Source organism: Campylobacter showae, assembly GCF_900699785.1.
Lineage (GTDB): Bacteria > Campylobacterota > Campylobacteria > Campylobacterales > Campylobacteraceae > Campylobacter_A > Campylobacter_A showae_D.
The window spans coordinates 1917994-1942773 of the sequence record NZ_LR535679.1 but is presented as its reverse complement, the minus strand read 5'-3'; the positions used below and the strand labels follow the sequence as shown (position 1 = coordinate 1942773).

Here is a 24780-nt window from a genome sequence, read left to right as displayed (position 1 = left end):
TAACCACAAAATGAGTGCCTACCCATAGTTACATTAACCAAATTTGAACCGGATTCTACTTTTGATGTTTCGTGAATGGTACAATTTTTTATAGCACTAAGTCTAATTTTCTTAAATATTTTAGACCAATAGTAAAATACATCCAGCATACCTAATATCCTCTTGTTGATAAATTTTCATCGCAACATACATATAATGCCAAAAAAAAGAATGTATCAAATAAAGTCGGAAACAACAGCGGCTCAGAAACACATCTCAATAGTAAAGCCAAAATAGCAATGAAAATAATCAAGCCAACCCCGTCATGATTTTTAACCACTCGAGAAAATAGCACAAAAGGGACTAAAAAAATTAACATTATATAGTATAATCCAAATATATGATGGGCTCTTATATACGATATATGCGGATTATGATTAAATTCTGCTATTATAGTCCCCTCATAAGGTGCACCAAAAAACAAATTATACGCATCCATAGCATCAACATACTGCACAAACATCTCTATTCTAGGGCTATCCAAGCCGGCCACTAATTTGGTGTTCGAATATATTTCATGTAGATAAGGAGTGAAACATAGAATAGATATGATGGCAGATAATAAAATAAAAATCCTCTTGTGTGTTTTTAATTTCAGTAAAAGAAATATAAAATTTATCACAATTAGCATTAGGGCAAATATTATAGAGCCTCTACCATACCCCTCATAGGATATGTACAAATTAATAACACAAGGCAAAAAAGAAGTCTCATGAAGCAATCTAAAACTGAGTATAGTATATAGAAAACATAATATTGAGGCAAATGTTGTGACCCCATTAGCGCCTATATTGCCACCAAACATATACTCAAGTTGATAGCCTTGCGGATAACTACCATGGGTAAAATATAAGTATAACAAAATACAAAGTGCAAAAATATAAAACAAATATTTAGTTATAATATATACATCAAAAATTCTTTTATAAAATGAAAAAGAGACCATTAAACAATAAAGGTTCAAAATAAAATAAAAAATAGTGCTATGATTTCTAAACACAACAAATGGCAGAGAAATAGCTATCGGCAAAATAGAATACAATAGTAGATATCTATTTTTTTTTCAATAGTACAAAGATCAAACCTCTATCCATATATATTAAAAACAATGAAAATAATAGAAATATAAATAATAAAAAGATATCCATATACAAAAATGCAAAAAACATACTAGAAATAGTAAAAGACATTAGTATAAAATTTAAATTACTAATTTTCAACATTTAGCCTTTTGATCTCAGACATCAACAAATATACATATATGTTTCTAGAAAAAATAAGTACGGGGTAAAGAAAAATAATATTTATTCCGTAGGTCTTATAAACAAAAATAATGCAAAACAGGACAAAAGTTTCCACAAAAATTGTTCCAAAAACATAATTTTTAAATAAATCATAAATATATAAATACACCTCGTAAACATACTTGTAAGTCGATAACCCAAATATAATCGCACTTATCAAAATAGCATCACTATACTTATTTAATATATCAAAATCAATAAAGCCTATAAAATACGATACAAGTATAATTGCTGCCGATATAGCAACATATAAAAACATTACCTTTTTTGAAAACAAAAAACCCTTTAAAAAACTTATTGATAATAGCTGCTTCAGCCTTGGGTTGTACATTTGATTAATGCCGTTTGCCAGCAAAAGAAATGGTGTTGAAAAAGTTACTACATAGCCAATATTGGCAACATCTTCCGGAGTGCCAACAGCCTTAACGATGTAAATAAATCCATATCCAAAAACCCAGGAATAAACAGCGAACAAAAATAAGTATTTTATTCTCAACATGAAGTATACAGAGATTGATTTTGATATATAAAATTTAAGTTTTTTATCATAAATCAAGTGCAAAGCATACAATATAAGTCCTAATGCCTTACCAACAAAAAAAGCAAAAACTTTATCATCAAATATCAATAAAAACAATACAATAAACAAATTTGATAAACCAAATGAATACAACATATTCTTTATTGCTGCTGTATGATCCAAAGAAATCTGTAATTGAACCCTATAGAATCTCATAAAAGATGTCACAAAAGCAGATATAACAATGAAACCAAAAACTAAACCATTGTTATATCCATAAAAATGGTTTAGTTTTTCTTCGAAAATAATATAGACCAAAAAAATAAATATAGAAACGATGAAATTTATAGTAAAAATACTATTGCATATTCTTATTTGATTGCTATTTTTTTGTAAAGTATATAAAATTTCGACATAATTACTTGGTAGCAATAAAACAATCAGGGATTCCAGCCCGTATATTAAGATAAAAACCCCAAAATCCTCCTTAGACACCACAATAGCTAAAACAACCAAAATTAGCTGCGGGATTCCTCTTGATATAGCCTCTGATACGATATATAAAAATACTTTCTTTTTCATTTTTATCTGCTATTAAGAAGTTCGATCTGACTTTTATGTAAATGCTTGTAATTTTCATAAACTATACTATGCTTTATTATCTCCTCAGCACTATTGTAGTTATAGCATGCCACCATATCTCTTCCAAAAATATCATCCTGCTTAAAAAAATCATCTGATAAAAAAATAAAAGGTCCAAATTTTAGAAAATCATAAAAAGATGTTGAAAATATAGTAAAAAATAAAGGATTCTCTATATCTTCAATTTTGGTCACTTCTTTTATTTCCAAATCCTTATATTTCAATTTTGCTTTATCTGTAGTATTTGGATGAAATTTAATAAAATAATCCACGTTTAAATTTAGTGATATTTCTTTTAGTTTTCTAATTATTTTTTGCTCAAGCTCTTCCTCATAATATAAACCGCAAGCATCCATATTGCCATGCATAAAAACCAATTTTACGCCTTTATCTTTACATTCCTTGTTTTCAAAAGTATTTATTTTTTGAAACAATACCCTTATATGAGGATTCCACTTTGTGTATCGCTCATACTGCCTAGATGTAAAAACTTCTAAAACAGAATAGTTTAAATACAGGCAATATCCTCCAACTCCATGAGTCTTATTTAAAACAAAGACATTATTTCTTATTAAATTGCCATTCATTACAAAAGATGCTGTCTCAAATTCATCTAATGTATATAGTTCTTTAATATTAAATTTTAATAACTCATGAGAGTGTATCATATAGGCTTTTTTTTCGGCTTCTATTACATTAAAATCGCCATCCTTGGTTATCATTCCAAGCAAATAGCCAAATAAAGAGTATGGATTTCCCATTAAAGAATAATTATTGGGATAATTTTTTTTGCAATACTCAATAAATTTTCTTTGTCTATTAAAATTTAGATTAAAAGGATATATAAAAATTGTAGAATTTTGGATTTGTTTTGGATAAAAATTTATAGTATCTTCAATATAAGTCTTTATAAGACTTTTTTTGTATTCAACTTTGTTTTTCAAAAGCCTGTATATTTTATGCAAAATTATTTTTACTGGGAAAATAATATATTTATATTTTATATCAATAAAATCATACTGCTTAAAATTTATTGTATATTTAATATTATAGTTCAAACATATAAAGTCATCAAAAAAAGATTTTTCAATATAACTGCACCTTATTTCACTAACACTTAAAACATTATGTGTTATTAAAAATATCAATGAAGTTAATTCTTTTACCTTGCTCGATTTCAAAATAAGCAAATTAACATACAACTTAAAATCATCACTATCTGTATTTGATATCTTTCTTTTAGCTATATTTAAACAAACACGATCATGCAAAGATGAAAAATAAACAGATGAAGGCGTTCTGCGCTTCAAGTCCGAAAATTTAACTACTTCGCCTTTGCTTGTTGTAATATAATTTGTGCTCATAAGCTAAATCCATCATCAACTATTATATTTTGCCCATTTACATATTTGCTCATATCGCTAAGTAAATATATCAATGTTCCTTTCAGATCGTCATTATCTAGCATTCCCTTGCTCAGACATTGCTCTTTATATTTTTCCAAAAAACTTTCTGGCTGATTGTTAAGTATTCCACCGGGGCTCAAGGCGTTAACTCTTATATTTTCACCTTTAAAATATTTTGCCATATACTTTGTAAGATGAATTAACCCTGATTTTATAGCAGCATACTCAACAGGCATATCCATATTGGTATCTCTATATATCTCAAATTTTGGAGCAACAACGCCATAAATAGAGCCAATATTTACAATATTTCCGTACCCCTGCTCTTTAAAATATTTAGCAAACCGCTGAGAGGCTAAAAAATATCCACCCAAATTTAAGCCTAAATTTTCTGCAAAATCACAATATTCCACATTAAAAAAACTATTACCATAATTTTTATTTCTAGGATAGGCATTATTTACTAATGCGTCTATTCTTTTATACTTCTTATGTAGATATTCTATACATACATCCAAGGATATTTTTGATGTAATGTCAAGATTTACAAAGTCTATATTTGAAGAATCTAGTTCTTTGCACAAATCGTCTTTAGCTTTTAGGCCTATATGATCATTTATGTCTGCAATTATAGCTATTGCGCCATTTTCAACAACAGCTTTTACAAATTCCTTACCTATTAAACCAGCTCCGCCAGTAATAACTACAACTTTATTTTTTAGCACTACAATATTTCCTTGTAAAATTTAACCTTTCTATCGCTAACCGTATCAAACTGTAACCTAAAATCTTTTGTCCAGATTATATCTAAATCATATATTTTCATATTCTCATATTTTTCAGATTTTAGTTCTTCGCCGTTTGCATTAAATATTTTACTGCTTTCGACATATTCTAATCCATTTCCATCTAGGCCTATTCTATTTACACCAATTACAAAAACTTGATTTTCTATAGCCCTTGCTTTCAGCAGGGTATTCCAATGATCTACCCTCTTTAAAGGCCAATTTGCTATATTTACTACAAGATCACACTTAGAGGCCAAGGAAGAATAAAGCTCAGGAAATCTTAAATCATAACAAATAGTAAGTCCGATTTTGGAATTATAAAAATCTACAATACAAAGTTTATTCCCTGCATTAAAAAACACATCTTCATTTGCAAAAGTAAACGGGTGAATCTTTGAATAATCATCCAAAATATTTCCAAATTTATCTACAAACACAGCCTTATTTAATGCTTTTTCCTGATTTTTTTCAACCATACCAAAAACTATTGCAACATTAAATTTCTTTGCTAAAATAGAAAAACTTTTTATAGTTTCGCTATTTTTAACATTTTCAGCTGTCGAGCCTATATTATTTGAAAATCCAGTTAATGTCATTTCTGGGAAAATTATTAAATCCGTATTTTTGCTAGAAGCTAGCTGGATATGTTTTGTACATAAATCTAAATTTTTATACTTATCTTCCCAAAACTGATTTAGGGATACTGTGGCAATTTTCATTAATTATACTTTCTAAATACAGGCTTTACCGGATTACCAACTAAAAGTTTTTCAACCTCATTATTTTTAATAATAGGCTTTAGTATTTTAAGTGCTTTCTCTATAGCATCCATGGTAACTTTTAATTCTTTTTCGGTATGACTATACGTTATAGTTATCCATGGAATAAAAATACCTTCGTTTATTAAAATATCATGGAAAAAAGTATGCAACTCTGGCCAAAATTCTCCATTTTCTTTTATGCAGATAATTTGTGGGTTTGCATCAAAGCCTATTATTTTAAAATTTTTATCCATACTCTCTTGAGAAAGAAGGTTATTAAAATTATCTTTTAGCTTTTTACCCAAATTCCAAACATGACTTGATACATTATATTTCTTACAAGCCTTAATTGTAGCCAAAGTTGCTGCAAATCCTATCGTCTCAGATCCATGAGTTTGAGATAGTAAAAATACTCTTTCCTTTTTATGATGCAATCCCCCAAGCTCCATAATATCCTTCTTACCAACCAAAAAAGAACAAGAATATCCATTCGAAATAGATTTTCCAAATGTCGATAAATCTGGGTAAATACCATATAAATTATGTGCACCTCTTAGGTCAAACCTCATACCCGAAATCATCTCATCAAATATTAATACGGATCCTTCTTTTATTGTCTTTTCTCTCAAATACTGCAGAAAGTTATTTGAGGCAGAATTATCCTTGCCATTAATTGTCTCCAAATGAAAATCTTCATCTGTTGCATTCATATACAATGAATCATTTTTAACAGGTTCCAAAATAACCGCAGCAATTTGATTCCTATATTGTTCAAAAGCTTTTTCTACACTATCTCGGTCGTTGTAAATAAATTTAATCGTATATGCTCTTTCGCTATCCAGCGTTCCACTGTTCATATTAGTAGAGCCTATAAACCAATCATGTATGGAAAAAAACGGGTGCGTACCGCAAGCTAATATATACTTTCTTCCAGTATAAGCACGAGCCAACTTAACCGCCGCAGTTGTAACATCAGATCCATTTTTGCCAAATTTAATCATATCAAATTTATTTTTAAAATGTTCATTTATTAAATAATCAGCTGTTTCATACTCCAATATGCCTGGTCTTGTATAATTAGTGCCGTTTTTCATGGCTTTTATTACCGCATCATCCACATCATCAAAAGCATGTCCTAATATAAAAACCCTATTGCCCATTGCCCAATCTATAAATTTATTCCCATCCACATCCCAAGTATATGCGCCCTTGGCGTGAGACATAACCCTTGGAGAATTATAAGGAAACTGATCCTCCCCCTTACTATATGTATGACTCCCGCCTGGAATCAACTTGTGCAGTTTTTCATTTATTTCAAAAGATTTTTTATAATCCATTTTCCACCCCAATCCTTTCATATGCTATACTTATCTTGTCTAAAATGAGATAATTTTATTTTATTATTTTTTAAATCATCAATAAATTGTTTTTGTGAAAAATTTATCCCACCAAAATACCTAAGAACATCTATGACATTATCTATATCTTCTTGGTAATCAACCGTAAAAGATAAATTTTGATAAAAATATAAAGGCTTAATTTTAATCAAACTAAATCTATCGGTATTCCTATAAAAATTTAGGACCACATGCTCTTTTTCTTCAATAGAAGCTACCGTATAAGATTTTTTTAAATTTTCTAAAGAAAATGCTTCAGCAGAAGTTCCAAGCAACCAGCCATTATTGTGACTTGCCGTTATGATTTTATTATTATCAAATTTTATTTCATTCGAGAGCATTTCTATGCACTCAGGATCCACCAAAGGATCATCTCCACACACTCTAATAATATTTGATATATTGTAATATTCGGCAGCATCAATATATCTCTTCATTACATCACAACAATTGCCTCTGAATACTTTTGCATCAGCTTGTTTGGCCATAAACTCTGTGGAGTCATCTAGACTTTCGTCAGTCGTTGCGACTATAATATCACCAACACTTTTATTAAGTTGCAACCTTTTAATCTGCCAATACAACAAAGGTTTGCTGTCGAACAAAGCCGATATTTTATACGGTCTTCTCGAGGAACCCATTCTTGCTTGTAAAATAATTGCTGTTTTCATTTAATCCCACTATAGCTTTATTTATAGATTAACAGACCTATAATCCTCAATCCTGCCAATATCATTCCATAAGCCATCAAATACGAATACTTTTATTTTCTTATTATTATCAATTAAATTTTGAAACAAGGTTGGCATATCGTAGTACTCATTTTCGGGAACATACTCAAGTGCTTCAGGAGAAACGGCATATATACCCATACTTACATAATACTCATTGTTTGGCTTTTCGTTTATCCTAACCATATTAAGACCATCATCAAACTCCACTACGCCGAAAGGGATTTGATATGACTGCTTATATAGACACATAGTAGACACACTGCCGGTATTTTTATGGAACTCCAAGAAATTTCTAAAATCTAAATCTGTTACAATATCTCCATTCATAATCACAAAAGGCTCACTAATATTATTTTTTAATTTGAACAATGCGCCTGCTGTGCCCAGTCTCTTTGACTCTTCTATATACCGTATTGAAGCGCCCCAACTAGATCCATCTTTAAAATAATTTTTTATTTGTTCGCCCAAATAATTAATAGATATATAAAAATTTCTGAATCCTTGAGCCATTAATCTGTCAATAATTCTCTCCAAAATCGGCTTACCGTTTACCAAAAGCATTGGTTTTGGAGTTTCTTTTGTTAACGGATAAAGTCTTGTGCCTAACCCTCCAGCCATTATAACAACCGGGCTATCAATATTAGTAAAATTAATTTCATCCAAACAAAGAACATCAACCACAATCCTATTTTTATTAACTATAGGCAAAATATTCCTATGAATTTTTTTCATATAATTTACCCCAGATTGCCTAGCTTGTGTATCTAGCCAAACTTCTGGTTTTGTATTAATAATAGCTTCTATGCTTGTTTCTTTTTTTAAAATAGCCCTTCTTATATCGCCATCGGTAACAAGCCCTACCAGCTTAAAATCATCATCCACTATAACCAATGAGCCAACACCTGTTTGCTCTAGAGCAATAAGTAAATCGTCTAGGATCTTAAGGCTCGATATCTTATAACAATACTTTTTAAAAATCATCACACTACATCTTTCATCGCCAAAATATAACTATACTTTATTTTATTTTTTATTATGCAAAATCACTCCGGAATATAGTTTTATCCTTTTCTATATCTTTAGTAATTTTTTTCCCTATAAAAAACGTTGCTTCGTCTGGAGATATTCCAGTCCCAGGTCTTTTATAAACAAAATCCTCTTTTGTCAACACATGCCCTCTTTTTAAATCATACCTGGCAACCATACTTCTTCTAAATTTTTTTCTTTTTTCCTTTTCGTCTTCTGATAAGATTTTATACTTACTTCCAAGAGACCTAAATACTTTATTTCCTTCCCTGCAAATAATCCTTAAGTCATTTTCGTCTGCCGAAACCTTATGATCCCATCCTGGCATATTTTTATCTAATGTAAAGTGCTTTTCTATTATTTTGCAACCTTTTGCTATTGCCGCAATCGGCAGCGAAAAGCCAAGCGAGTGATCGGAGTAACCTATTTCGCAATCATATATTTGCTTTAGGGTGTCTATAAAATTTAAATTTACAATTTCATCTCTCGGAGGATATATTGAAACACAGTGTAGTATTGAAAAATTTGTATACTTTTGTTGCACAAAAAGGTTATAAATTTTATCTATATCTTGCAGCGTTGCCATTCCGGTAGAAATAATTATTGGTAAATTTACATCAATACAAGCCTCTATTATTTCTAAATTATTTGCATCCATTGACGATATTTTTACAAAATCACTTTTTATACTTGATAAGAATTTAACGCCATCGTTGTCTACGGGGGTACATCCAAAATCTATACCTATTTCATCACAATAATTTTTAAAAATCAATAATTGCTTTTCGTCGTTTGTAAATGCATTAATTTGATCTCTTATATTGGTTAATCCAAGCTCTTTATCTTCCCATTTATCAACATTTTCTAGTTTAACACTACCGGAATCCAATTCATCTAAATAGTCATTTGTAAATAAATTATCTTTTGTAAAATATTGAAATTTTACAGCATCTGCGCCACAATCTTTTGCAGCTTTTATCATTTTTATGCCCACATCAGTATCCCCATTATGATTACATCCTATTTCGGCTATTATATACGGCCTATTTAGTTCTTTTATTATCATATTATATTCCCAACTCTCTTTTTGTTTTAATATTTTCCCACCAACAAAACTTACTTGTATCAAATTTTGTATTAACCAAATTAATGTACTCGCTAATTCCGATATTTTGAATATACCTCTTTAGCTCAACCATATCGTAATATAAATTCGCAAATATTTCATGATATCCAATTAAGGCATAATAATGTGCCAATTTTACATCTATTCCCTTATATAGTTTTTCCTCATTTAGTTTAAAATCGAATCCTACAAATGAATTTTTATGTTGTCTGTAATTTGCATATGTATTATATAGCGCAACCCCTTTGCAGCCACTTAATAAAACCATCGTGGCAATATACCAATCAAGCGCCTTGATTTCTTTTGGAAATTTTAAATTACTATAATTAAACCGATTTAAATTAAGAGCAATACTTCCAAGACCTATAAAATTAAATTCCAAAATATCTTTATAACTAACGACTTCTTTAGGTATATCTCTTGTTGCAAAAAAACTTGCTTTGCTAGCCTTTTTTAAATTATGATCCACAACATAAAAATCATTAAAAGCAAATGCATATCCATTAATATTTTTCACAATCTCTTCAACTCTATTAATGGCAACATTTTCGTCAAAATCAGAAAGAACTAAAATATCAAAATTTAACTCGTATGCTAAATCAATTTGTTTTTTTCTTAGCTCTATTGGAGTATGTTCCCTAAATTTTCGAATAAATACATCTTTGCCGCCAGTATTATACTCAGAAAGATATGTCTCAACCTTTTCAGGCTCTACATTATCTAAAATTAAAAGCAGGTCAAAGGTTTGATTTGTTTGATTAAATACAGACGCCAAATAATCTTTTATAAATAAATCAAAATCATCACAGGGATATACAACTGTGCTATATAAAATTCTATTCATTGTATCTCTTTTAAGAGCACAAAACTTTCTGCATATTCACATCCGGCAGCAGCCCCTCTTAAAGTCGCCAAAGATCTCAAATTTCTTTCACTTCTTGGAAAAGGATGCTCCGCGACTTCGCTTTTAAATTTTTTCATAATTTCTATTTTTTTTTCAAAGTATTTAGTAATATCTACAAATACATTCGGGATAAAACCATCTTCCTTGGTGCTAGGGGCAAATTCGGTTTCGCTTAAAGTCTCCATCATATATATTTTTTTAATAAATGGATACCTGAAGGACTTTGTACAACTATAGGCCGCTTCAAATATTTTCCTATGATCACTATGTACGTCACTTTTAAACGGAAGATATATCACACTAGGCTTAACATCACAAATGATACTTGATATTTTATGAATTAGTTCACTTATGGAGTACTCATCGACTCTCATTGTTTTTAAATCAAGATTATAAATCGTTTCAAAACCATAAAGCTGCCCAACGATTTTTATTTCATCTTGTCTTGTTTCATAATAATTATGGGTTTTATCAATATCCGTACAAATAAGCCAATATATCTCATCGCCATCAGCCTTGTGTTTGAGTAATGTTCCGCCACAACCCAACGTTTCATCATCTGGATGAACAGCCACTATTAAGACTTTATTACCCATTAAAACACATCCGACATTAAAAGATCTTTTTTGAATACTATATTACTCAAAGAATCATCCAAGATTTTATATCCAAAACAATATTCGCTCCCGTGGTTTGCTGGTGAACAAATTTTAGTATCAATTAGGATATTATATCTTTTATCTTTATCCAACTGCACAAAATCACCATCAGCAAACACCACATCACATTCATCATTAAATTTTTTAAGTATATTCTTGCCATTATAAAAATAATTTTGCGACGGTTTAGACAAACGCCATTCTAAATTTTTCTTATCCTCTATATCGAAATAAGCAAGATTATCTTTTTTGTGATTTAAATTCATAAGTTGTCCATAATCCAAATTCGCTATGCATAGATTTTCATCAAGTACCCATCCTAGCCTCTTTTTAAATCCAGGGGCAGACTTCTTATTTGGAAAGCCATAAACCAGCTTATAGCCAAGCTCATGTGCCCTAGTATATACTTCGCTGGATTGATCTATAAAAACGCTATACTTTCTATAAGACACATCAACCATAGTTGTCATTGACAACATGGCTTTAATTTGTTCATTTTTGTATTTAAAAGCAGTTGGGATAACAGCATAATGCCCAACCAACCTTTCTTTATCAAAATACAAAGAAACAAGGGGATTGCCATTGGGATTATCTATATATGCCCACCTCCAAAGCCCCTCATCCATCTCCCTATCAAAACTACTTTTAAAAAGTGTAAAAATTTGCTCCTTAAATTTTAAAAGTTCATTTTTATCGTTTATTAAAATTTTTCTAAACCTCATAGGAATATAAATTTCAGCTTCACCATCAGTAACTATATTGTCATCAACAGCACATACTGTTTTAAATTTTACTCTTCTGCTATTTAAGTCTATATTTACAACTTCAATACTAGCAACAACTGTATCATTTATATATACTGGCTTTTTAAAATTTAACGATTGGTGAGTATATACACACCCTTCTCCAGGAATTTTGGTGCCAAAAATAGCCGAAAAAAAAGAAGCAGTAAACATGCCGTGCGCTATTCTATTTTTAAATCTCGACTGTCTAGCGTAGTTTTCATCTAAATGCACTGGGTTTCTATCCCCGCTAATACCTGCGAACGCTTTGATGTCGGCATCTGTAATAGTTTGAGAATAGCTAGCTTTCATACCGATTTTAATCTCTTCAATTGGGATTGAATTTAAAAAAATAGACACTTAGCCTCTCCTCTCAATATTCTACTTTGCAAATTTAATGACTGGACTTTCAATATAACCCCTCCAGTTCCAATGCTTTTTGTTATAAGCAGACCAAATATTTCTACAAATTTTAATGATCTATTTGGTAAACAATAACGCTAGTTGCAATATATACCATGCGTTTCATGAAATTCTCATCACATTTAACAAATAGATAAAAGTTGCATCACTTCCAAACAAAATCATATATAATTTTATTACTGAATTATTGCTGTATAAATCTTTTTACCATCATGTTACTCAGCAGGCTTTTCATTACACTAGCACCTCCTCCTATTATACAATTTTCACCTATTTCGATATTCTCTTTACTTATTGCATTACTTCCAAAAAACGTATTTTCCTTTACCACTACTCCGCCGTTTATCACGCTTGCAGTCGAAATATGGCAATTATCCCCTATAATACTATCATGCTCTATTAGTGCTTTTGTATTAATTATGCAATTTTTTCCTACTTCAACATTTGAATTTATAAGCGCATGGTGAAAAACTACACTCCCTTCCCCTATCTTAGAATATCTTGATACATAAGCTAGGGGAGATATGATAGTGGGCATATTAAAACCTATTTTTTTTGATTTCTCAAAAAGACTTACTCTTAAAGCATTTGATTTTATGTGACCAACAGAGATGACCGCATTTTTGCAAATTTTAAAAACTTCACTCAAGTCATTATCGCAACCGATAATTTGATAGCCTAAAACCCTTTTACCGATATTTTCTTTTGTGTCTATAATACCTATTATCTCGTATTTGTTTTCTTGTTCTACCACGTCTATCACGCTTTTGCAGTGACCGCCGCCGCCGATTAGAACTATCTTTTCTCTCATAGTATCACCGAACTTGGAATATTCACAACTCTTTGCTCTAAAAATTTTGCGTTTTCCAAATTTGCCTTCTGACAATTTCTATACATATCAAGCTCATTCATTAAGCGCCAAATCGGTCTTGTCATCACGCCGTTTTTATTTGAAAATTCCAAAAAATCATCTCTTTGCCTAACATCATCAAAAATAATGGTTTGCAGCCAGTAATTTGATTTCGCATTTTTTGGCTCTTCTATAAATTTTATATTTCTATTAGCAAAGAATTCTTTATATTTATCAGCCAAATCTCTTTTTGATACTAAAAATTTATCGAGTTGCTCAAGCTGAGCCACAAGCAAGGCAGCGTTTAAATTTGGAAGGCGATAGTTATACGCCGCTTCATCATGCACGTATTCGTAAGCGTGTGGTATTTTGGCAGTAGTGGTAATATGCTTTGCTCTTTTAGATAAATTTTCATCATCGGTTACTATTGCTCCGCCGCCTCCGCTCGTAACTATTTTATTGCCGTTAAAAGAAAAAGCTCCGACTTTTCCAAAAGTCCCGGTATGCTTACCTTTGTAATAACTGCCAAGACTCTCTGCTGCATCCTCCACCAATACTATATGCCACGCATCGCAAATTTCTTTTATTTCGTCTATTTTGCAAGGATGGCCGAAAGTGTGCATCGGAACGCAGGCTTTCACCTGTCTGCTCGTAGTCTTATTTATGCACTTATTATCTATGATTTCGCAATTTGCCTCTAGAAAATTTTTCAAAGCTTGCGGACTAAGCCCCATAGTATCCAAATCTACATCCACAAATACAGGCGTTGCACCTATGTAGGATATCGCATTGCAAGTTGCCACAAACGTAATCGGTTGAGTTATAACCTCGTCATCACTTTTTACGCCCACCAAGATCAAAGATATGTGAAGTGCAGACGTACCGTTTACGGTAGCCACGGCGTATTTGCTACCGACTATTTTTGCAAAATCCTTCTCAAATCTATCTACATACTGCCCTACGCTTGATACAAAAGTAGAGTCTATGCAGTCATTTAGGTATTTTTTTTCATTACCTATAAATCTAGGCTCGTGAAGCGGTATAAATTTATCGGTATTAAATATTTTTCTTATAAAGTCTATTATCTCTTGCATACTACATCTTTCCGTCTAGGTATTTACCGGTATCTTTGTATCCAAAGTCAGGGATTAGTTTAAAAAATTCTCTCACGATATCATCTTTTGTCCAAGACAAATTCTGCTTGTACTTTTTAATAGTTGATTCGAAGCTATTTAAAAGGTCTTCGTCGTATAGCGGGTCGTTTTTTATGATACCTATACTTTCAAATTTATCCATATCTAAAATTTCTTTATCGGTAAAAAACTCTTCAAAATCCTTCTCGCCGGTCGTGTCGCTAGCAGTAAATAAGCATGGATACTTACCTGTTTTAGGTAAAGTCTTGGCCAGCTCTCTCGCCTCGTCTTCATCCTTGCACAAATACGGCTCATATCCTAAATTTTCCAAATATTTAACGGCTATCTCTGAAAAAGTTATGAGATGCAAATTTTCGCTTAGCTTCGGAAAGAAAATATCTCTATTTTCGCCAAATATACAAGACATCAAACAAAGTTCTCCGCTTTCTTGCGGTGTTACGAAATATCTTTTCACATCATTTGGCGCTACAATGGGCTGGTTTTTTTCGATCCTTTTATTAAACCCATGAAGTAGCGAACCGTCACTAAAGGCTACGTTAGCAAATCTTGCCATAGAGACATCGATTTGTTTTGATTTTCTCATCACAAACATCTCCATAATTCTCTTGCTTGCGCCCATCATATTTACCGGATTTGCGGCCTTATCCGTACTTACGCAAAAATATTTTTTCGTACCGTTTTCTATTGCCTGCATTAACGTCTTATCGGTGTTGAAAATATTTGTTTCGCACATACGCATAAGAGTAAATGGATCTTTTTCGCTTCTTACATGCTTTAAGGCCGACAAATTTAATATATAATCATATTTCCCATCGGATTTTATAAAAGCGTCGTATTCATCGCTTCCGATATCAAGAGCAAATGTTTTAAAATCACCGTCTATATACCCAAAACTACTCCTAATATCTCTAACCAATTCAACCATGTTATTTTCGGAAATATCGACGATGTGAAGCTTTTTAGGATTTCTTTTAAATATTTCTTTTATTACAGCCTGGCCGATACTGCCGGCTCCGCCTATAACCAGGAAGGTAGAATTTGAAACTTTATTTAACAATTCATTTTCAAATTTTTTAATATCGGCATAGAAAAGCTCGTTTGTGCGCCCTATTAAATTTAAAATGCTCATTGCTTAAAAACTCCGCAAAAATCCAAAACTTCTTTTTCAATTTTTAGCCCTTTAAATTCCTTATGTCCGACTAAAAACACGATAATATCAGAAATTTCAATAGCCTTTTTGTAGTCAACGATCTCAAAATCTTTGTGAGTCTTAATGTTTGGCTCCACGGCAATCACGTCGACACCTTCCGCGATCAAGTATTTGGTTATATTTAGCGCAGGCGACTCTCGCAAATCGTCGATGTCTGGCTTAAAAGCAAGCCCCATGCATGCTACTTTTGGCTTTCTACTATTTTTTAATTCAAATTTCAAAGCGGCATTTTTTATCTTTTCTATAGCCCATTCGCTTTTGTGCGTATTTACTTGCCTGGCTGTTTTTATGAGCTTCGCATCATCGCCGCCCGCATAGACAATAAACCATGGATCGACGGCTATACAGTGCCCTCCCACACCGGCGCCCGGATTTAAAATATTAACTCGCGGATGACGATTTGCTAACCGTATGAGCTCCCAGACGTTAATGTCAAATTTGTCGCACAAAATACTAAGCTCGTTTGCAAATGCTATATTTACGTCGCGAAAAGAATTTTCCGTAAGCTTTGCCATCTCTGCAGTTTTCGCGTCGGTTTGTAAAATTTCTCCTTCTACAAATGTTTTATAAAACTCTGCCGTCTTATCCGCAGCCTCCTTGCTAAGGCCGCCCACGACCCTATCATTTTGCACAAGTTCTTTCATTATCTTGCCGGGCAAAACTCTTTCGGGGCAGTGAGCTATATAAATTTTACTCGTATCTACGCCGTTTTCTTTGAGGATTTTTTCCACCATCTCCGTCGTACCCACAGGAGATGTGGATTCTAAAATTACTATATTTTCATTTTTTACGTACGGCGCTATTGATGCCGTAGCGCTTGAAACATAATCCAAATTTGGCACAAAACCATCACGAAACGGAGTCGGAACGGCTATGATAAAAATATCGGCAAAATCGGGCTTTATGTCCGCTCTTAAATTTCCGCTATTTATAGCGCCTTTTACAAAAACGTCAAGCTCGGGTTCAACTATATGTATCTTGCCTTGATTTATCGTGTCTACGGTGCTTTTTACGACATCCACTCCGTGCACTTTGTAGCCTTTATTTGCTAAAAGCGCAGCCGTCGGCAGGCCGATGTATCCAAGTCCGATCACGCAAACTTTTTGCCTCATTATCGCTCCGATCTTAAATTTTTTATAAATTCTACTATTTTAGCGCATGCATCTCCATCTCCATACGGACTTCGCGCCTTAGACATTTCTTGGTAAATTATACCATTATCAAGCAAAATTTGAGCTTGCGATACTATATTTTCCTTATCAACGCCAACGAGCCTAACCGAGCCGGCCTCGATAGCTTCAGGCCTTTCGGTAGTATTTCTCATTACAAGCACGGGTTTGCCTAGACTAGGCGCCTCCTCTTGTATGCCGCCGCTATCAGTGATGATAAAATATGATTTACTCATCAAATAGACAAACTCATCGTACTCAAGCGGCGAAATGAGATAGACATTTTTTATATTTGATAAAATATTTTTTACAGGCTCTTGCACGTTTGGATTAAGATGCACGGGATAAACTATATCAACGTCCGGATTTTTAGCAGCTAAAGATTTTAAGGCTTCGCAGATATTTATAAAGCCAGCGCCAAAATTTTCTCTCCTATGTCCGGTTACGAGTATGATTTTTCTATCAAAATCTAAGTTAAATTTTGAGTTAAGAGAGGCTAAAATTTTATCTTTTAGATTTACGTTTTGCTCGATAGTTTTAAGCAGTAAAAACAAAGCATCGATGACGGTGTTTCCTGTTACTACGATATTTTTTGGGCTCTTATTTTCTTTTATAAGATTTTCTTTTGATAAATTTGTAGGAGCAAAGTGATAGTTTGCGATTATGCCGACTAGTTGCCTATTTATCTCCTCCGGAAACGGCGAATAAATATCTCCGGTCCTTAGCCCGGCCTCAACGTGAGCCACCTTAATCTGCTTATAAAAAGCAGCCAAAGACGTAATGCTAGCAGTCGTAGTATCTCCGTGCACAAAGACTATATTGGGCTTAAAATTATCTAAAACATCTCGCATTTTTAGCAAAATCCTAGACGTCAGATCGTACAGATCCTGCCCCGCTTGCATAATATCCAAATCATAATCAGGCACTATCTCAAATATCTCTAACACCTGATCAAGCATTTGTCTATGCTGAGCCGTAACACAGACCTTAACGTCAAATTCCTGACATTTTTTAAACTCTTTTACTAAAGGAGCCATTTTGATAGCTTCTGGACGAGTACCGAAAACGATAAGTATTTTTTTCATAGTATCCAAAGAATAACCAATCCTATAATTGAAGTTTCAAAAGCAAACATATTATTCTATAGCCAAGACCCAAATTGTTTTGCTAAAAATTTGGATATTTTATAAAAAATTCAATTAAATACGAATTAGTCTCAAATAATTTTTGATTTATGAATTTTGTGCGAGATTTGGCTAGAAAGTAAGAAATTTAGAAGAAAACCTGCGGAAAGCCGAAGCCCTCCGCAGATAAAGGCGTATTACATCATTCCGCCCATACCGCCCATGCCGCCCATATCAGGCATCGCAGGCATCGGTTTATCCTCTTTTAGCTCGCTTATGGTAGCTTCCGTGGTTAGAAGCAGGCTCGCCACGCTAACCGCGTTTTGTAGAGCCACGCGCTCGACCTTGACCGGGTCGATGATGCCGGCTTTAAACATATCCACATACTCGCCCGTAGCCGCGTTGAAGCCGTAGTTATCATCTTTGCTCACGCTTACGGAGTTTGCTACTACGCCCGCGTCAAATCCCGCATTTTCAGCGATCTGGCGTAGCGGAGCGGTTAGGGCACGTCTTACGATATCTGCGCCGATAGCTTCGTCGCCGCTTAGTTGTAGATCCACTTTTGCGCTCGCTTTGATAAACGCAGCGCCGCCGCCGATCACGATGCCCTCCTCTACGGCCGCTTTAGTCGCGCTTAGAGCGTCGTCCACGCGGTCTTTTTTCTCTTTCATCTCAGTCTCGGTAGCAGCGCCCACCTTGATAACCGCTACGCCGCCGCTTAGCTTAGCTAGGCGTTCTTGTAGTTTTTCTTTATCGTAGTCGCTAGTAGTTTCCGCGATTTGAGCTTTTATCTGGATGATTCTAGCGTCGATTGCCGATTTCTCGCCTGCACCGTTTACGATAGTCGTATTATCCTTGTCGATGATGACGCTTGAAGCTTGACCCAGGTCGCTTAGAGTCGCGCTTTCTAGCGTTCTTCCTAGCTCTTCGCTCACTACTTCGCCGCCTGTTAATATCGCGATATCCTCAAGCATCGCTTTTCTGCGGTCGCCAAAGCCTGGAGCCTTAACCGCAGAGATGTTTAGTACGCCGCGAAGCTTGTTTACTACTAACGTTGCAAGCGCCTCGCCCTCGATATCTTCAGCGATGATTAGTAGCGGTTTGCCTGTTTTTTGAATCTGCTCGAGCACAGGTAGTAGGTCTTTTAAATTTGTAATCTTCTTGTCAAATAGCAATATGAACGGATTGCTTAGCTCGACCTGCATCTTTTCGGCGTTTGTGATGAAGTACGGGCTTAGATATCCGCGGTCAAACTGCATACCCTCGACCACGTTTAGCTCGTCGTGGATAGATTTTGCTTCCTCGACGGTAATGACGCCGTCTTTGCCGACTTTTTCCATCGCGTCAGCGATCAGTCCGCCGATAGCAGAGTCAGAATTTGCCGAGATAGTGGCTACTTGCGCGATCTCTTTTTTATCGGTTACTTTGCGCGATAGGCTTTTTAGCTCGGCGATTATAGCTGCGGCTTGCTTATCCATACCGCGTTTTACCTCGACCGGATTTGCGCCTGCGGTGATATTTCTTAAGCCCTCTTTAAAGATAGAGTGCGCCAAAACCGTAGCTGTAGTCGTACCGTCGCCAGCCTCGTCGTTTGTTTTGCTAGCGACCTCTTTTACTAGGCCTGCGCCCATGTTTTCTAGAGCGTCTTTTAGCTCGACCTCTTTAGCTACGCTCACGCCGTCTTTGGTGATCGCAGGAGCGCCGAAGCTCTTTTGCACTAGCACGTTTCTGCCGCGAGGCCCCATCGTTACTTTTACCGCGTCGTTTAATTTTCTAACGCCTTCATATAGTCTATTTCTAGCCTCGTCTGAAAAAAATATCTCTTTTGCCATCTTTTTCCCTTTAAATTTAGATTATTTTAAAACGCCCAAAACATCTTCGATTTTTAGAACCAAATATGTTTTACCATCAAGCACGACCTCGGTGCCGCCGTATTTTGCGAAAACTACGCTATCGCCCACACTCACGCCTTCTACCTCGCTTGATACCGCCAAAACCTTGCCGCTTAAAGGTTTTTCTTTTGCATTATCGGGTATAATGATGCCCGAAGCGGTCGTTTTGACGTCCTCAAGACGCTCGACTAAGACTCGTTTGCCTAACGGTTGAAAATTCATGATTCATCCTTTATGGTTTGATTTTTACTTTTTTAGCACTCTTTTGTTCTGAGTGATGAAATTATAGTCAAATTTTTAGAATTTGTCAATGATTTAGCTAAAATTCTTAACAAGTCTTAGTATAATCGGCTCAAGTTTCATAATAAAATTAAACTAAATCTAAAAGGATAGACGATGAAAATTTTAGGCGCTCTGCTCGGACTGGTTTTTGCTTTGCTTATCGCGGTTTACGTTGCGGCCTTTACGGATTTTGGTAACGGTTTAGTTAAGCCGTATGCCCAAAATTTGATCAAAGAAAAAAGTGGATTTGACGTCAAATTTGACAAATTTCAGATCCGTCCGACGAGCGTAGATATCGTAGCTAACGTAAACGGCGAGATCGTAGCTAACGTAAACGGCGGGCTTTCGATTTTCTCGCAAAGCCTCGACCTAAAATACGACGTCGCCGTTAGCGATCTAAAAAGCCTGGGCGTCAAGCTAAACGAAGCTATGAAAATCTCGGGCATCGCAAAGGGCAAATTTAGCGATTTCACCGCTAGCGGAGTAGGCCAAATGCTAGGCTCAAACGTAAGCTTCGACGCAAATTTAAAGGACTACAAGCCGCTTTCTTTAAAGCTCGACGCTAAAAATTTACAGGTCGAAAAAGCTCTAGCGCTAGCCGGCCAGCCTATCTACGCGCACGGTAAGATCTCCGCCGTAGCAAATATAGTAGAAAGCGGCGGCAAGCCAAACGGCACCGCAAATATCGATATCTTGGACATCAAAACAGATAACGCGCTAATCGCAAAGGATTTTAACATCACCCTGCCGTCAAATTTCGCCGCAAACGGCAAAATCGTAGCCGATGTTAAAGACGGTATCGTAAACGCCAAAAGCGCGGTGATCACGCCGCTAGCGACGATCGGCAGCGACAAGACGATCTACGATCCAAACTCAAAAACCCTAAGCAGCGACGTCAAACTCATCGTGGACGATCTGGCTAAATTTGAGCCCGTCGTGGGGCAAAAGCTTAGCGGCGCGTTTAAAGCAAACGGCAACATCATCGCCACCGCCGGCGAGCTAAAAAACTTCGATGTCAAGATCGAGGGATTCGGCGGTAACGTCGATGCGGTGCTAAACGGCGGCAAACTCATAGCCAAAATCAGCTCGCTAAAGCTTGACGAACTAGTTAAAATCGCCGCTTTCCCGGCATTTGTCGGCGGAACGATCAGCGGCGAAGCGGTGCTAAACGACGTGCACAACACGCAAAATATCTCGGGCTCGGTCAAGCTCGCCACTAAAAACGCGCGGCTAAATCCGGCCGAGCTAAAACAGGTCGCAAAGGAGATAAATTTAAGCAAACCTCTAGCCTTTGAACTAAACGCAAACGCCGACGTGGCGAGCTCGAAAGCTAAATTTAACGCCTCGCTAAACTCCGAACTTTTAAAACTAAAGAGTCTAAGCGGCGTTTACAGACTGGACGACAAAAACGCGGACGTCAAATTTGACGCGGGCATCGACGATCTGGGCAAATTTGAAGAGCTAATCGGCAAAAAACTATCGGGCAAAGTGGACGTCAAAGGCGCGGCAAAACTCGCAAAGGGCGCGCTTAGCGAGCTAGATCTAAACGCAAACGCGCTAGGCGGCAAGATAGATGCGATCCTCAAAAACGAAAAACTTACGGCAAATTTAAGCGCGCTTTCGCTCAAAGACGCATTTACGCTGGCTGCGCTGCCAAACTACGCCGACGCCGTGATCGACGGATCCGTAAATCTAAACGGACTGGATCCGAAAAATCTCAGCGGTACGGCTAAATTTAACGTCAAAAACGGTATCGTAAACAGCGCCGTCGTAGCAAAGGAGCTGGATAAACGCTTCCCAAGCGGCACGAAATTCGACGCCAATGCAGACGTCGCCATAAACGGCGGCAAGGCTAAATTTGACGCGGTAGCAAACCTTGTCTCAAACGCAAACAAGAGCCTAATCGCGCTAAAAAATCTAAAAGGCGACTACGAGCTTGAAAGCGGTTCGGCGAAAGCGGACTTTGAGCTTAGCATAAGAGAGCTAAAAGAGATCGAGTTTTTGGTCGGACGACCTCTTTATGGACCTTTGCTAGTTATCGGCGACGCGACAAAAACGGGCGAAAAGCTAAGCGCGAACGTAAATTCGCGTCTCTTTAACGGCGATCTTAAAGCAGTCTTAAAAGACGATATCCTAAACGCAAATTTAAAAAGCTTCACCGCAAAAGGCCTCACCGACTTTTTGGGTCTCTCGCACGTCTACGACGGCACCGGCGATATGACGATGGACTACAACCTCGTCTCGCAAAAAGGTAAATTTGACGTCATTGTTGACGAAGGCAGGCTCGTAAAGACCGATTTTACCGAGCAGGTAAGGACCTTCACGGGACGCGACATCACGAGCGAAATCTATAAAAACAGCAGAATAAAAGGCACGATAAACAAAAACCTCATCGATTTTAACGCCGATATGAACGCAACTAGAAGCCACGTTTCGGTAACCGGCGGCAAATACGACATGGCGACCAAGGCCGTAAACGTGCCGATCAAGATGAACTACGAAAAAACCGACATCGACATCACCGTCACGGGTACCAGCGACAACCCGAAATACACGATCGGCTCGGACTACCTAAAGGGCAAGGCGATCAAAGAGCTGGATAGATTTTTGGATAAGAAATTCGGCAAAGACAACGAAAACGGCACCACGGGCGATGCAAAAAAAGACGCCAAAAAAGATGCGATAAAAGGGCTTATAAAGGGGCTATTTTAGGTAAATTTGAGCTAAGCGCGGCGGTAAATTTGACGCCGAATTTGAGCAAAATAAGTTCGCAAATTTAAAGCCAGAACCCGTTTGCTCGGCGCGTCAAATTTGGGCTACTCAGCCAAATTTGACCGCTCGGCTCGGCGATCAAATTTACGATTTGCCGGGCGGTAAATTTGAAAGCCGCTTTGCGGTCGCCAAATTTGGACTTTGCTACTCAAATTTGCGGCTTGGATTTAGAGGCTGAAAAATTTAGCTTAACGTCAAATTTGACACACTATTTCGCAGTTAAATTTAAACTGCTCGGCGTTTAATCGGATCAAATTTGATTTTACCGAGCGAAACGGCGGCAAATTTAACCAAGACAGACTCAAGGAAATATTTAGCGGCAGATACGCGGTGTGCTTAAAAAGACGCCCGAGCAAAGCCAAAATAGTAAATTTTAAATGATAGAAGTTTTAGAAGCTGGCGCTGCGCAAAGCCGAAAGCCAAATCAACGCCCGCCCATGAATCAAAAACAACGGCAAGCAGAGCTCACTCGCCGCATTTACGCCCCCGCCAGACAATCAAAATCTAGCGAGGCGCGAGATCTTACTTCGCCTTTTTAACGAGTTCTCTAAATTTAACGCAGCCTTCCGTATATCCGTAATCGCAAGAGACCCCGTAAATATCCATCGCTTTTTTCATATCCTGTTCGCTCTTTTCGTATCCTTGCGCGAGCATATAGCAGCCTTGCGAGTCTTTGTGGTCGCAGGCTAGCGAGTAGTATTTGCGGACTTTTTGCGGGTCTTTCGCGCCGCCGTATTCGCCGCTGTGATGAGCAGCCGCCCTATAGCACGCCTCGCCGACTCCGCCCTCGCAGGCCTTTTCATATAGCGCCGCCGCCTTTTCGTAGTCTATCTGAGAGATTTGCCACAGTATGGTACCCTCGTACACCGCGGCTACGGCCGTGCAGCCGTCCATGTCGCCCATATCGCAGGCCTTTTTATATAGCGCAAAGGTCTTTTCGCCGCCGCCATCGTCGTCATGCGAGAGACCCTGCTCGCCCAAAAACGCCGCCATATAGCAACCCGCGGCATTTTTATCGTCGTTGCAAGATTTTTCAAACAGTCGCGCGCCGTTTTCGAAGTCCGATTTTTTTAGATAAATTTTCGTGGCTTGTTCAAAGTTTCCGCCAAAAGCCGCCGCCGCCAAGATCGCAGCTAAAATAATCTTTCTCAACGCATCCTCCTATTTGCTAAATTTTTTAGATTTGGCGCAGCCGCGACCAAGGCCGTTTTCGCAAGCAAGACCGTAATATTTCGCCGCTTCGGCGCTATTTTTAGGCGTTCCGTCGCCTGACTCGTAGATATCGGCCGCGTTGTAGCAGCCCTCGCCCTCTCTGGCCTCGCAGGCTAGTTTATAGTATTTTAGCGCATCGGCGAATTTCGAGGCGTTGTCGTGCTGTTTGGCTATCTTTAGGCAAGCTTCCCCGTCTTTGCTCTCGCATGCTTTTTCGTAAAATTCGGCTGATTTTTCCGTGTCGTCCTGCTCTACGACAAAATTATCATTTGACGGCGTAGAGTCATAAAAATCGCCCGCCATAGAGCAAGCTTTAGCGTAGCCAAGATCGCAAGCGCTTTTATAAAGCTCGAAAACTTCGCCGTTTATTCGCGCATACTCCTCATCGTCTTTTAGGTCGTATGTTTGATAGGCTTTTAGCTGCGCGGCTATGTAGCAACCTACGGCGTTTTTATCATCGCGGCACGATTTTTCGTAGAGTTTGGGTACGTTTTTATCGCCCATATCTTGTAGGTATTTTTTAGTAGCGATTTCAAAATTCGTCTGCGCGGCCGCCAATCCGGCTAAAATCAAAACGAGATAAATTTTCTTAAACATAGCGGCT

Annotated in this window: 22 protein-coding genes; 1 reads left to right on the top strand and 21 read right to left on the bottom strand. The window is 36.5% G+C overall.

The window, feature by feature from the left end; all coding sequences use genetic code 11:
* Nucleotides 1–151 precede the first annotated feature (151 nt).
* From E4V70_RS09540 to groES, 19 genes are all read right to left on the bottom strand, one after another.
* On the bottom strand, nucleotides 152–523 hold the full coding sequence (locus E4V70_RS09540; RefSeq protein WP_134482493.1) for a hypothetical protein: 372 nt from the start codon (nucleotides 521–523) through the stop codon (nucleotides 152–154).
* 725 nt (nucleotides 524–1248) lie between these two features.
* On the bottom strand, nucleotides 1249–2445 hold the full coding sequence (locus E4V70_RS09535) for a hypothetical protein (RefSeq protein ID WP_122863548.1): 1197 nt from the start codon (nucleotides 2443–2445) through the stop codon (nucleotides 1249–1251).
* Between the two features lie 2 nt (nucleotides 2446–2447).
* On the bottom strand, nucleotides 2448–3869 hold the full coding sequence (locus E4V70_RS09530; protein ID WP_134482492.1) for a hypothetical protein: 1422 nt from the start codon (nucleotides 3867–3869) through the stop codon (nucleotides 2448–2450).
* Complete coding sequence (locus E4V70_RS09525; RefSeq protein WP_122863546.1) at nucleotides 3866–4636, bottom strand: oxidoreductase; 771 nt, start codon at nucleotides 4634–4636, stop codon at nucleotides 3866–3868. The genes E4V70_RS09530 and E4V70_RS09525 overlap by 4 nt, the downstream gene beginning before the upstream one ends.
* The gene (locus E4V70_RS09520; protein ID WP_122863683.1) at nucleotides 4636–5418 is read right to left on the bottom strand and encodes a nitrilase-related carbon-nitrogen hydrolase; all 783 of its coding nucleotides are present in this window, start codon (nucleotides 5416–5418) and stop codon (nucleotides 4636–4638) included. The genes E4V70_RS09525 and E4V70_RS09520 overlap by 1 nt, the downstream gene beginning before the upstream one ends.
* A complete protein-coding gene (locus E4V70_RS09515; RefSeq protein ID WP_163026488.1) occupies nucleotides 5418–6797 on the bottom strand; it encodes a glutamate-1-semialdehyde 2,1-aminomutase in 1380 nt (459 codons plus the stop codon). Before E4V70_RS09515 ends, E4V70_RS09520 begins: the two co-directional genes overlap by 1 nt.
* Nucleotides 6798–6814: 17 nt before the next feature.
* Nucleotides 6815–7528 (bottom strand): cytidylyltransferase domain-containing protein, encoded by a 714-nt coding sequence (locus tag E4V70_RS09510; protein WP_122863543.1) that lies wholly within the window; start codon nucleotides 7526–7528, stop codon nucleotides 6815–6817.
* Between the two features lie 21 nt (nucleotides 7529–7549).
* Complete coding sequence (locus tag E4V70_RS09505; protein WP_232037889.1) at nucleotides 7550–8572, bottom strand: nucleotidyltransferase family protein; 1023 nt, start codon at nucleotides 8570–8572, stop codon at nucleotides 7550–7552.
* 52 nt (nucleotides 8573–8624) lie between these two features.
* Entirely contained in the window at nucleotides 8625–9683 is a 1059-nt protein-coding gene (locus tag E4V70_RS09500; RefSeq protein WP_122863542.1) for an N-acetylneuraminate synthase family protein, read from the bottom strand.
* A 1-nt stretch (nucleotide 9684) separates the two neighbouring features.
* Nucleotides 9685–10587 (bottom strand): glycosyltransferase family protein, encoded by a 903-nt coding sequence (locus E4V70_RS09495; protein ID WP_122863541.1) that lies wholly within the window; start codon nucleotides 10585–10587, stop codon nucleotides 9685–9687.
* Entirely contained in the window at nucleotides 10584–11243 is a 660-nt protein-coding gene (locus E4V70_RS09490) for a PIG-L deacetylase family protein (RefSeq protein WP_122863540.1), read from the bottom strand. Before E4V70_RS09490 ends, E4V70_RS09495 begins: the two co-directional genes overlap by 4 nt.
* Nucleotides 11243–12448 (bottom strand): GNAT family N-acetyltransferase, encoded by a 1206-nt coding sequence (locus tag E4V70_RS10815; protein WP_122863687.1) that lies wholly within the window; start codon nucleotides 12446–12448, stop codon nucleotides 11243–11245. Before E4V70_RS10815 ends, E4V70_RS09490 begins: the two co-directional genes overlap by 1 nt.
* Nucleotides 12449–12695: 247 nt before the next feature.
* Nucleotides 12696–13322 carry an acetyltransferase gene (locus E4V70_RS09480; protein WP_122863539.1) on the bottom strand — a complete coding sequence of 209 codons (627 nt, stop codon included), beginning with the start codon at nucleotides 13320–13322 and terminating at the stop codon, nucleotides 12696–12698.
* Entirely contained in the window at nucleotides 13319–14455 is a 1137-nt protein-coding gene (locus tag E4V70_RS09475; RefSeq protein ID WP_122863538.1) for a LegC family aminotransferase, read from the bottom strand. The genes E4V70_RS09480 and E4V70_RS09475 overlap by 4 nt, the downstream gene beginning before the upstream one ends.
* 1 nt (nucleotide 14456) lies before the next feature.
* Nucleotides 14457–15644: a UDP-N-acetylglucosamine 4,6-dehydratase gene (locus E4V70_RS09470; protein WP_122863537.1), complete on the bottom strand. Its 1188-nt coding sequence runs from the start codon at nucleotides 15642–15644 to the stop codon at nucleotides 14457–14459.
* Complete coding sequence (gene wecC / locus E4V70_RS09465) at nucleotides 15641–16837, bottom strand: UDP-N-acetyl-D-mannosamine dehydrogenase (RefSeq protein WP_122863536.1); 1197 nt, start codon at nucleotides 16835–16837, stop codon at nucleotides 15641–15643. Before wecC ends, E4V70_RS09470 begins: the two co-directional genes overlap by 4 nt.
* Nucleotides 16837–17979 carry a non-hydrolyzing UDP-N-acetylglucosamine 2-epimerase gene (gene wecB / locus E4V70_RS09460; protein ID WP_122863535.1) on the bottom strand — a complete coding sequence of 381 codons (1143 nt, stop codon included), beginning with the start codon at nucleotides 17977–17979 and terminating at the stop codon, nucleotides 16837–16839. Before wecB ends, wecC begins: the two co-directional genes overlap by 1 nt.
* Before the next feature lie 236 nt (nucleotides 17980–18215).
* Entirely contained in the window at nucleotides 18216–19850 is a 1635-nt protein-coding gene (gene groL / locus E4V70_RS09455) for a chaperonin GroEL (RefSeq protein WP_122863534.1), read from the bottom strand.
* Nucleotides 19851–19871: 21 nt separating this feature from the next.
* On the bottom strand, nucleotides 19872–20132 hold the full coding sequence (gene groES / locus E4V70_RS09450; protein ID WP_002946739.1) for a co-chaperone GroES: 261 nt from the start codon (nucleotides 20130–20132) through the stop codon (nucleotides 19872–19874).
* A gap of 174 nt (nucleotides 20133–20306) precedes the next feature.
* Between groES and E4V70_RS09445 the strand changes: the two genes are divergently transcribed.
* The gene (locus tag E4V70_RS09445) at nucleotides 20307–22904 is read left to right on the top strand and encodes a hypothetical protein (protein WP_122863533.1); all 2598 of its coding nucleotides are present in this window, start codon (nucleotides 20307–20309) and stop codon (nucleotides 22902–22904) included.
* Nucleotides 22905–23486: 582 nt separating this feature from the next.
* Here the strand turns inward: E4V70_RS09445 and E4V70_RS09440 are convergent.
* Both E4V70_RS09440 and E4V70_RS09435 read right to left on the bottom strand, forming a co-directional pair.
* Nucleotides 23487–24116 carry a tetratricopeptide repeat protein gene (locus E4V70_RS09440; RefSeq protein WP_122863532.1) on the bottom strand — a complete coding sequence of 210 codons (630 nt, stop codon included), beginning with the start codon at nucleotides 24114–24116 and terminating at the stop codon, nucleotides 23487–23489.
* A gap of 9 nt (nucleotides 24117–24125) precedes the next feature.
* Nucleotides 24126–24773, bottom strand: a complete 648-nt coding sequence (locus E4V70_RS09435) for a tetratricopeptide repeat protein (protein WP_122863531.1) — start codon at nucleotides 24771–24773, stop codon at nucleotides 24126–24128.
* Nucleotides 24774–24780: the final 7 nt, after the last annotated feature.

What these genes read in the sequence shown, in the direction of transcription:
- E4V70_RS09445 (WP_122863533.1), top strand. Translation starts at nt 20,307, where the DNA reads ATGAAAATTTTAGGCGCTCTGCTCGGACTGGTTTTTGCTTTGCTTATC.
- E4V70_RS09500 (WP_122863542.1), bottom strand. Translation starts at nt 9,683, where the DNA reads ATGATAATAAAAGAACTAAATAGGCCGTATATAATAGCCGAAATAGGA.
- E4V70_RS09535 (WP_122863548.1), bottom strand. Translation starts at nt 2,445, where the DNA reads ATGAAAAAGAAAGTATTTTTATATATCGTATCAGAGGCTATATCAAGA.
- E4V70_RS09495 (WP_122863541.1), bottom strand. Translation starts at nt 10,587, where the DNA reads ATGAATAGAATTTTATATAGCACAGTTGTATATCCCTGTGATGATTTT.
- E4V70_RS09470 (WP_122863537.1), bottom strand. Translation starts at nt 15,644, where the DNA reads ATGAGCATTTTAAATTTAATAGGGCGCACAAACGAGCTTTTCTATGCC.
- E4V70_RS09530 (WP_134482492.1), bottom strand. Translation starts at nt 3,869, where the DNA reads ATGAGCACAAATTATATTACAACAAGCAAAGGCGAAGTAGTTAAATTT.
- E4V70_RS09515 (WP_163026488.1), bottom strand. Translation starts at nt 6,797, where the DNA reads ATGGATTATAAAAAATCTTTTGAAATAAATGAAAAACTGCACAAGTTG.
- wecC (WP_122863536.1), bottom strand. Translation starts at nt 16,837, where the DNA reads ATGAGGCAAAAAGTTTGCGTGATCGGACTTGGATACATCGGCCTGCCG.
- E4V70_RS09510 (WP_122863543.1), bottom strand. Translation starts at nt 7,528, where the DNA reads ATGAAAACAGCAATTATTTTACAAGCAAGAATGGGTTCCTCGAGAAGA.
- E4V70_RS09520 (WP_122863683.1), bottom strand. Translation starts at nt 5,418, where the DNA reads ATGAAAATTGCCACAGTATCCCTAAATCAGTTTTGGGAAGATAAGTAT.
- E4V70_RS09435 (WP_122863531.1), bottom strand. Translation starts at nt 24,773, where the DNA reads ATGTTTAAGAAAATTTATCTCGTTTTGATTTTAGCCGGATTGGCGGCC.
- groES (WP_002946739.1), bottom strand. Translation starts at nt 20,132, where the DNA reads ATGAATTTTCAACCGTTAGGCAAACGAGTCTTAGTCGAGCGTCTTGAG.
- E4V70_RS09490 (WP_122863540.1), bottom strand. Translation starts at nt 11,243, where the DNA reads ATGGGTAATAAAGTCTTAATAGTGGCTGTTCATCCAGATGATGAAACG.
- E4V70_RS09475 (WP_122863538.1), bottom strand. Translation starts at nt 14,455, where the DNA reads ATGCAAGAGATAATAGACTTTATAAGAAAAATATTTAATACCGATAAA.
- wecB (WP_122863535.1), bottom strand. Translation starts at nt 17,979, where the DNA reads ATGAAAAAAATACTTATCGTTTTCGGTACTCGTCCAGAAGCTATCAAA.
- E4V70_RS09505 (WP_232037889.1), bottom strand. Translation starts at nt 8,572, where the DNA reads ATGATTTTTAAAAAGTATTGTTATAAGATATCGAGCCTTAAGATCCTA.
- E4V70_RS09480 (WP_122863539.1), bottom strand. Translation starts at nt 13,322, where the DNA reads ATGAGAGAAAAGATAGTTCTAATCGGCGGCGGCGGTCACTGCAAAAGC.
- groL (WP_122863534.1), bottom strand. Translation starts at nt 19,850, where the DNA reads ATGGCAAAAGAGATATTTTTTTCAGACGAGGCTAGAAATAGACTATAT.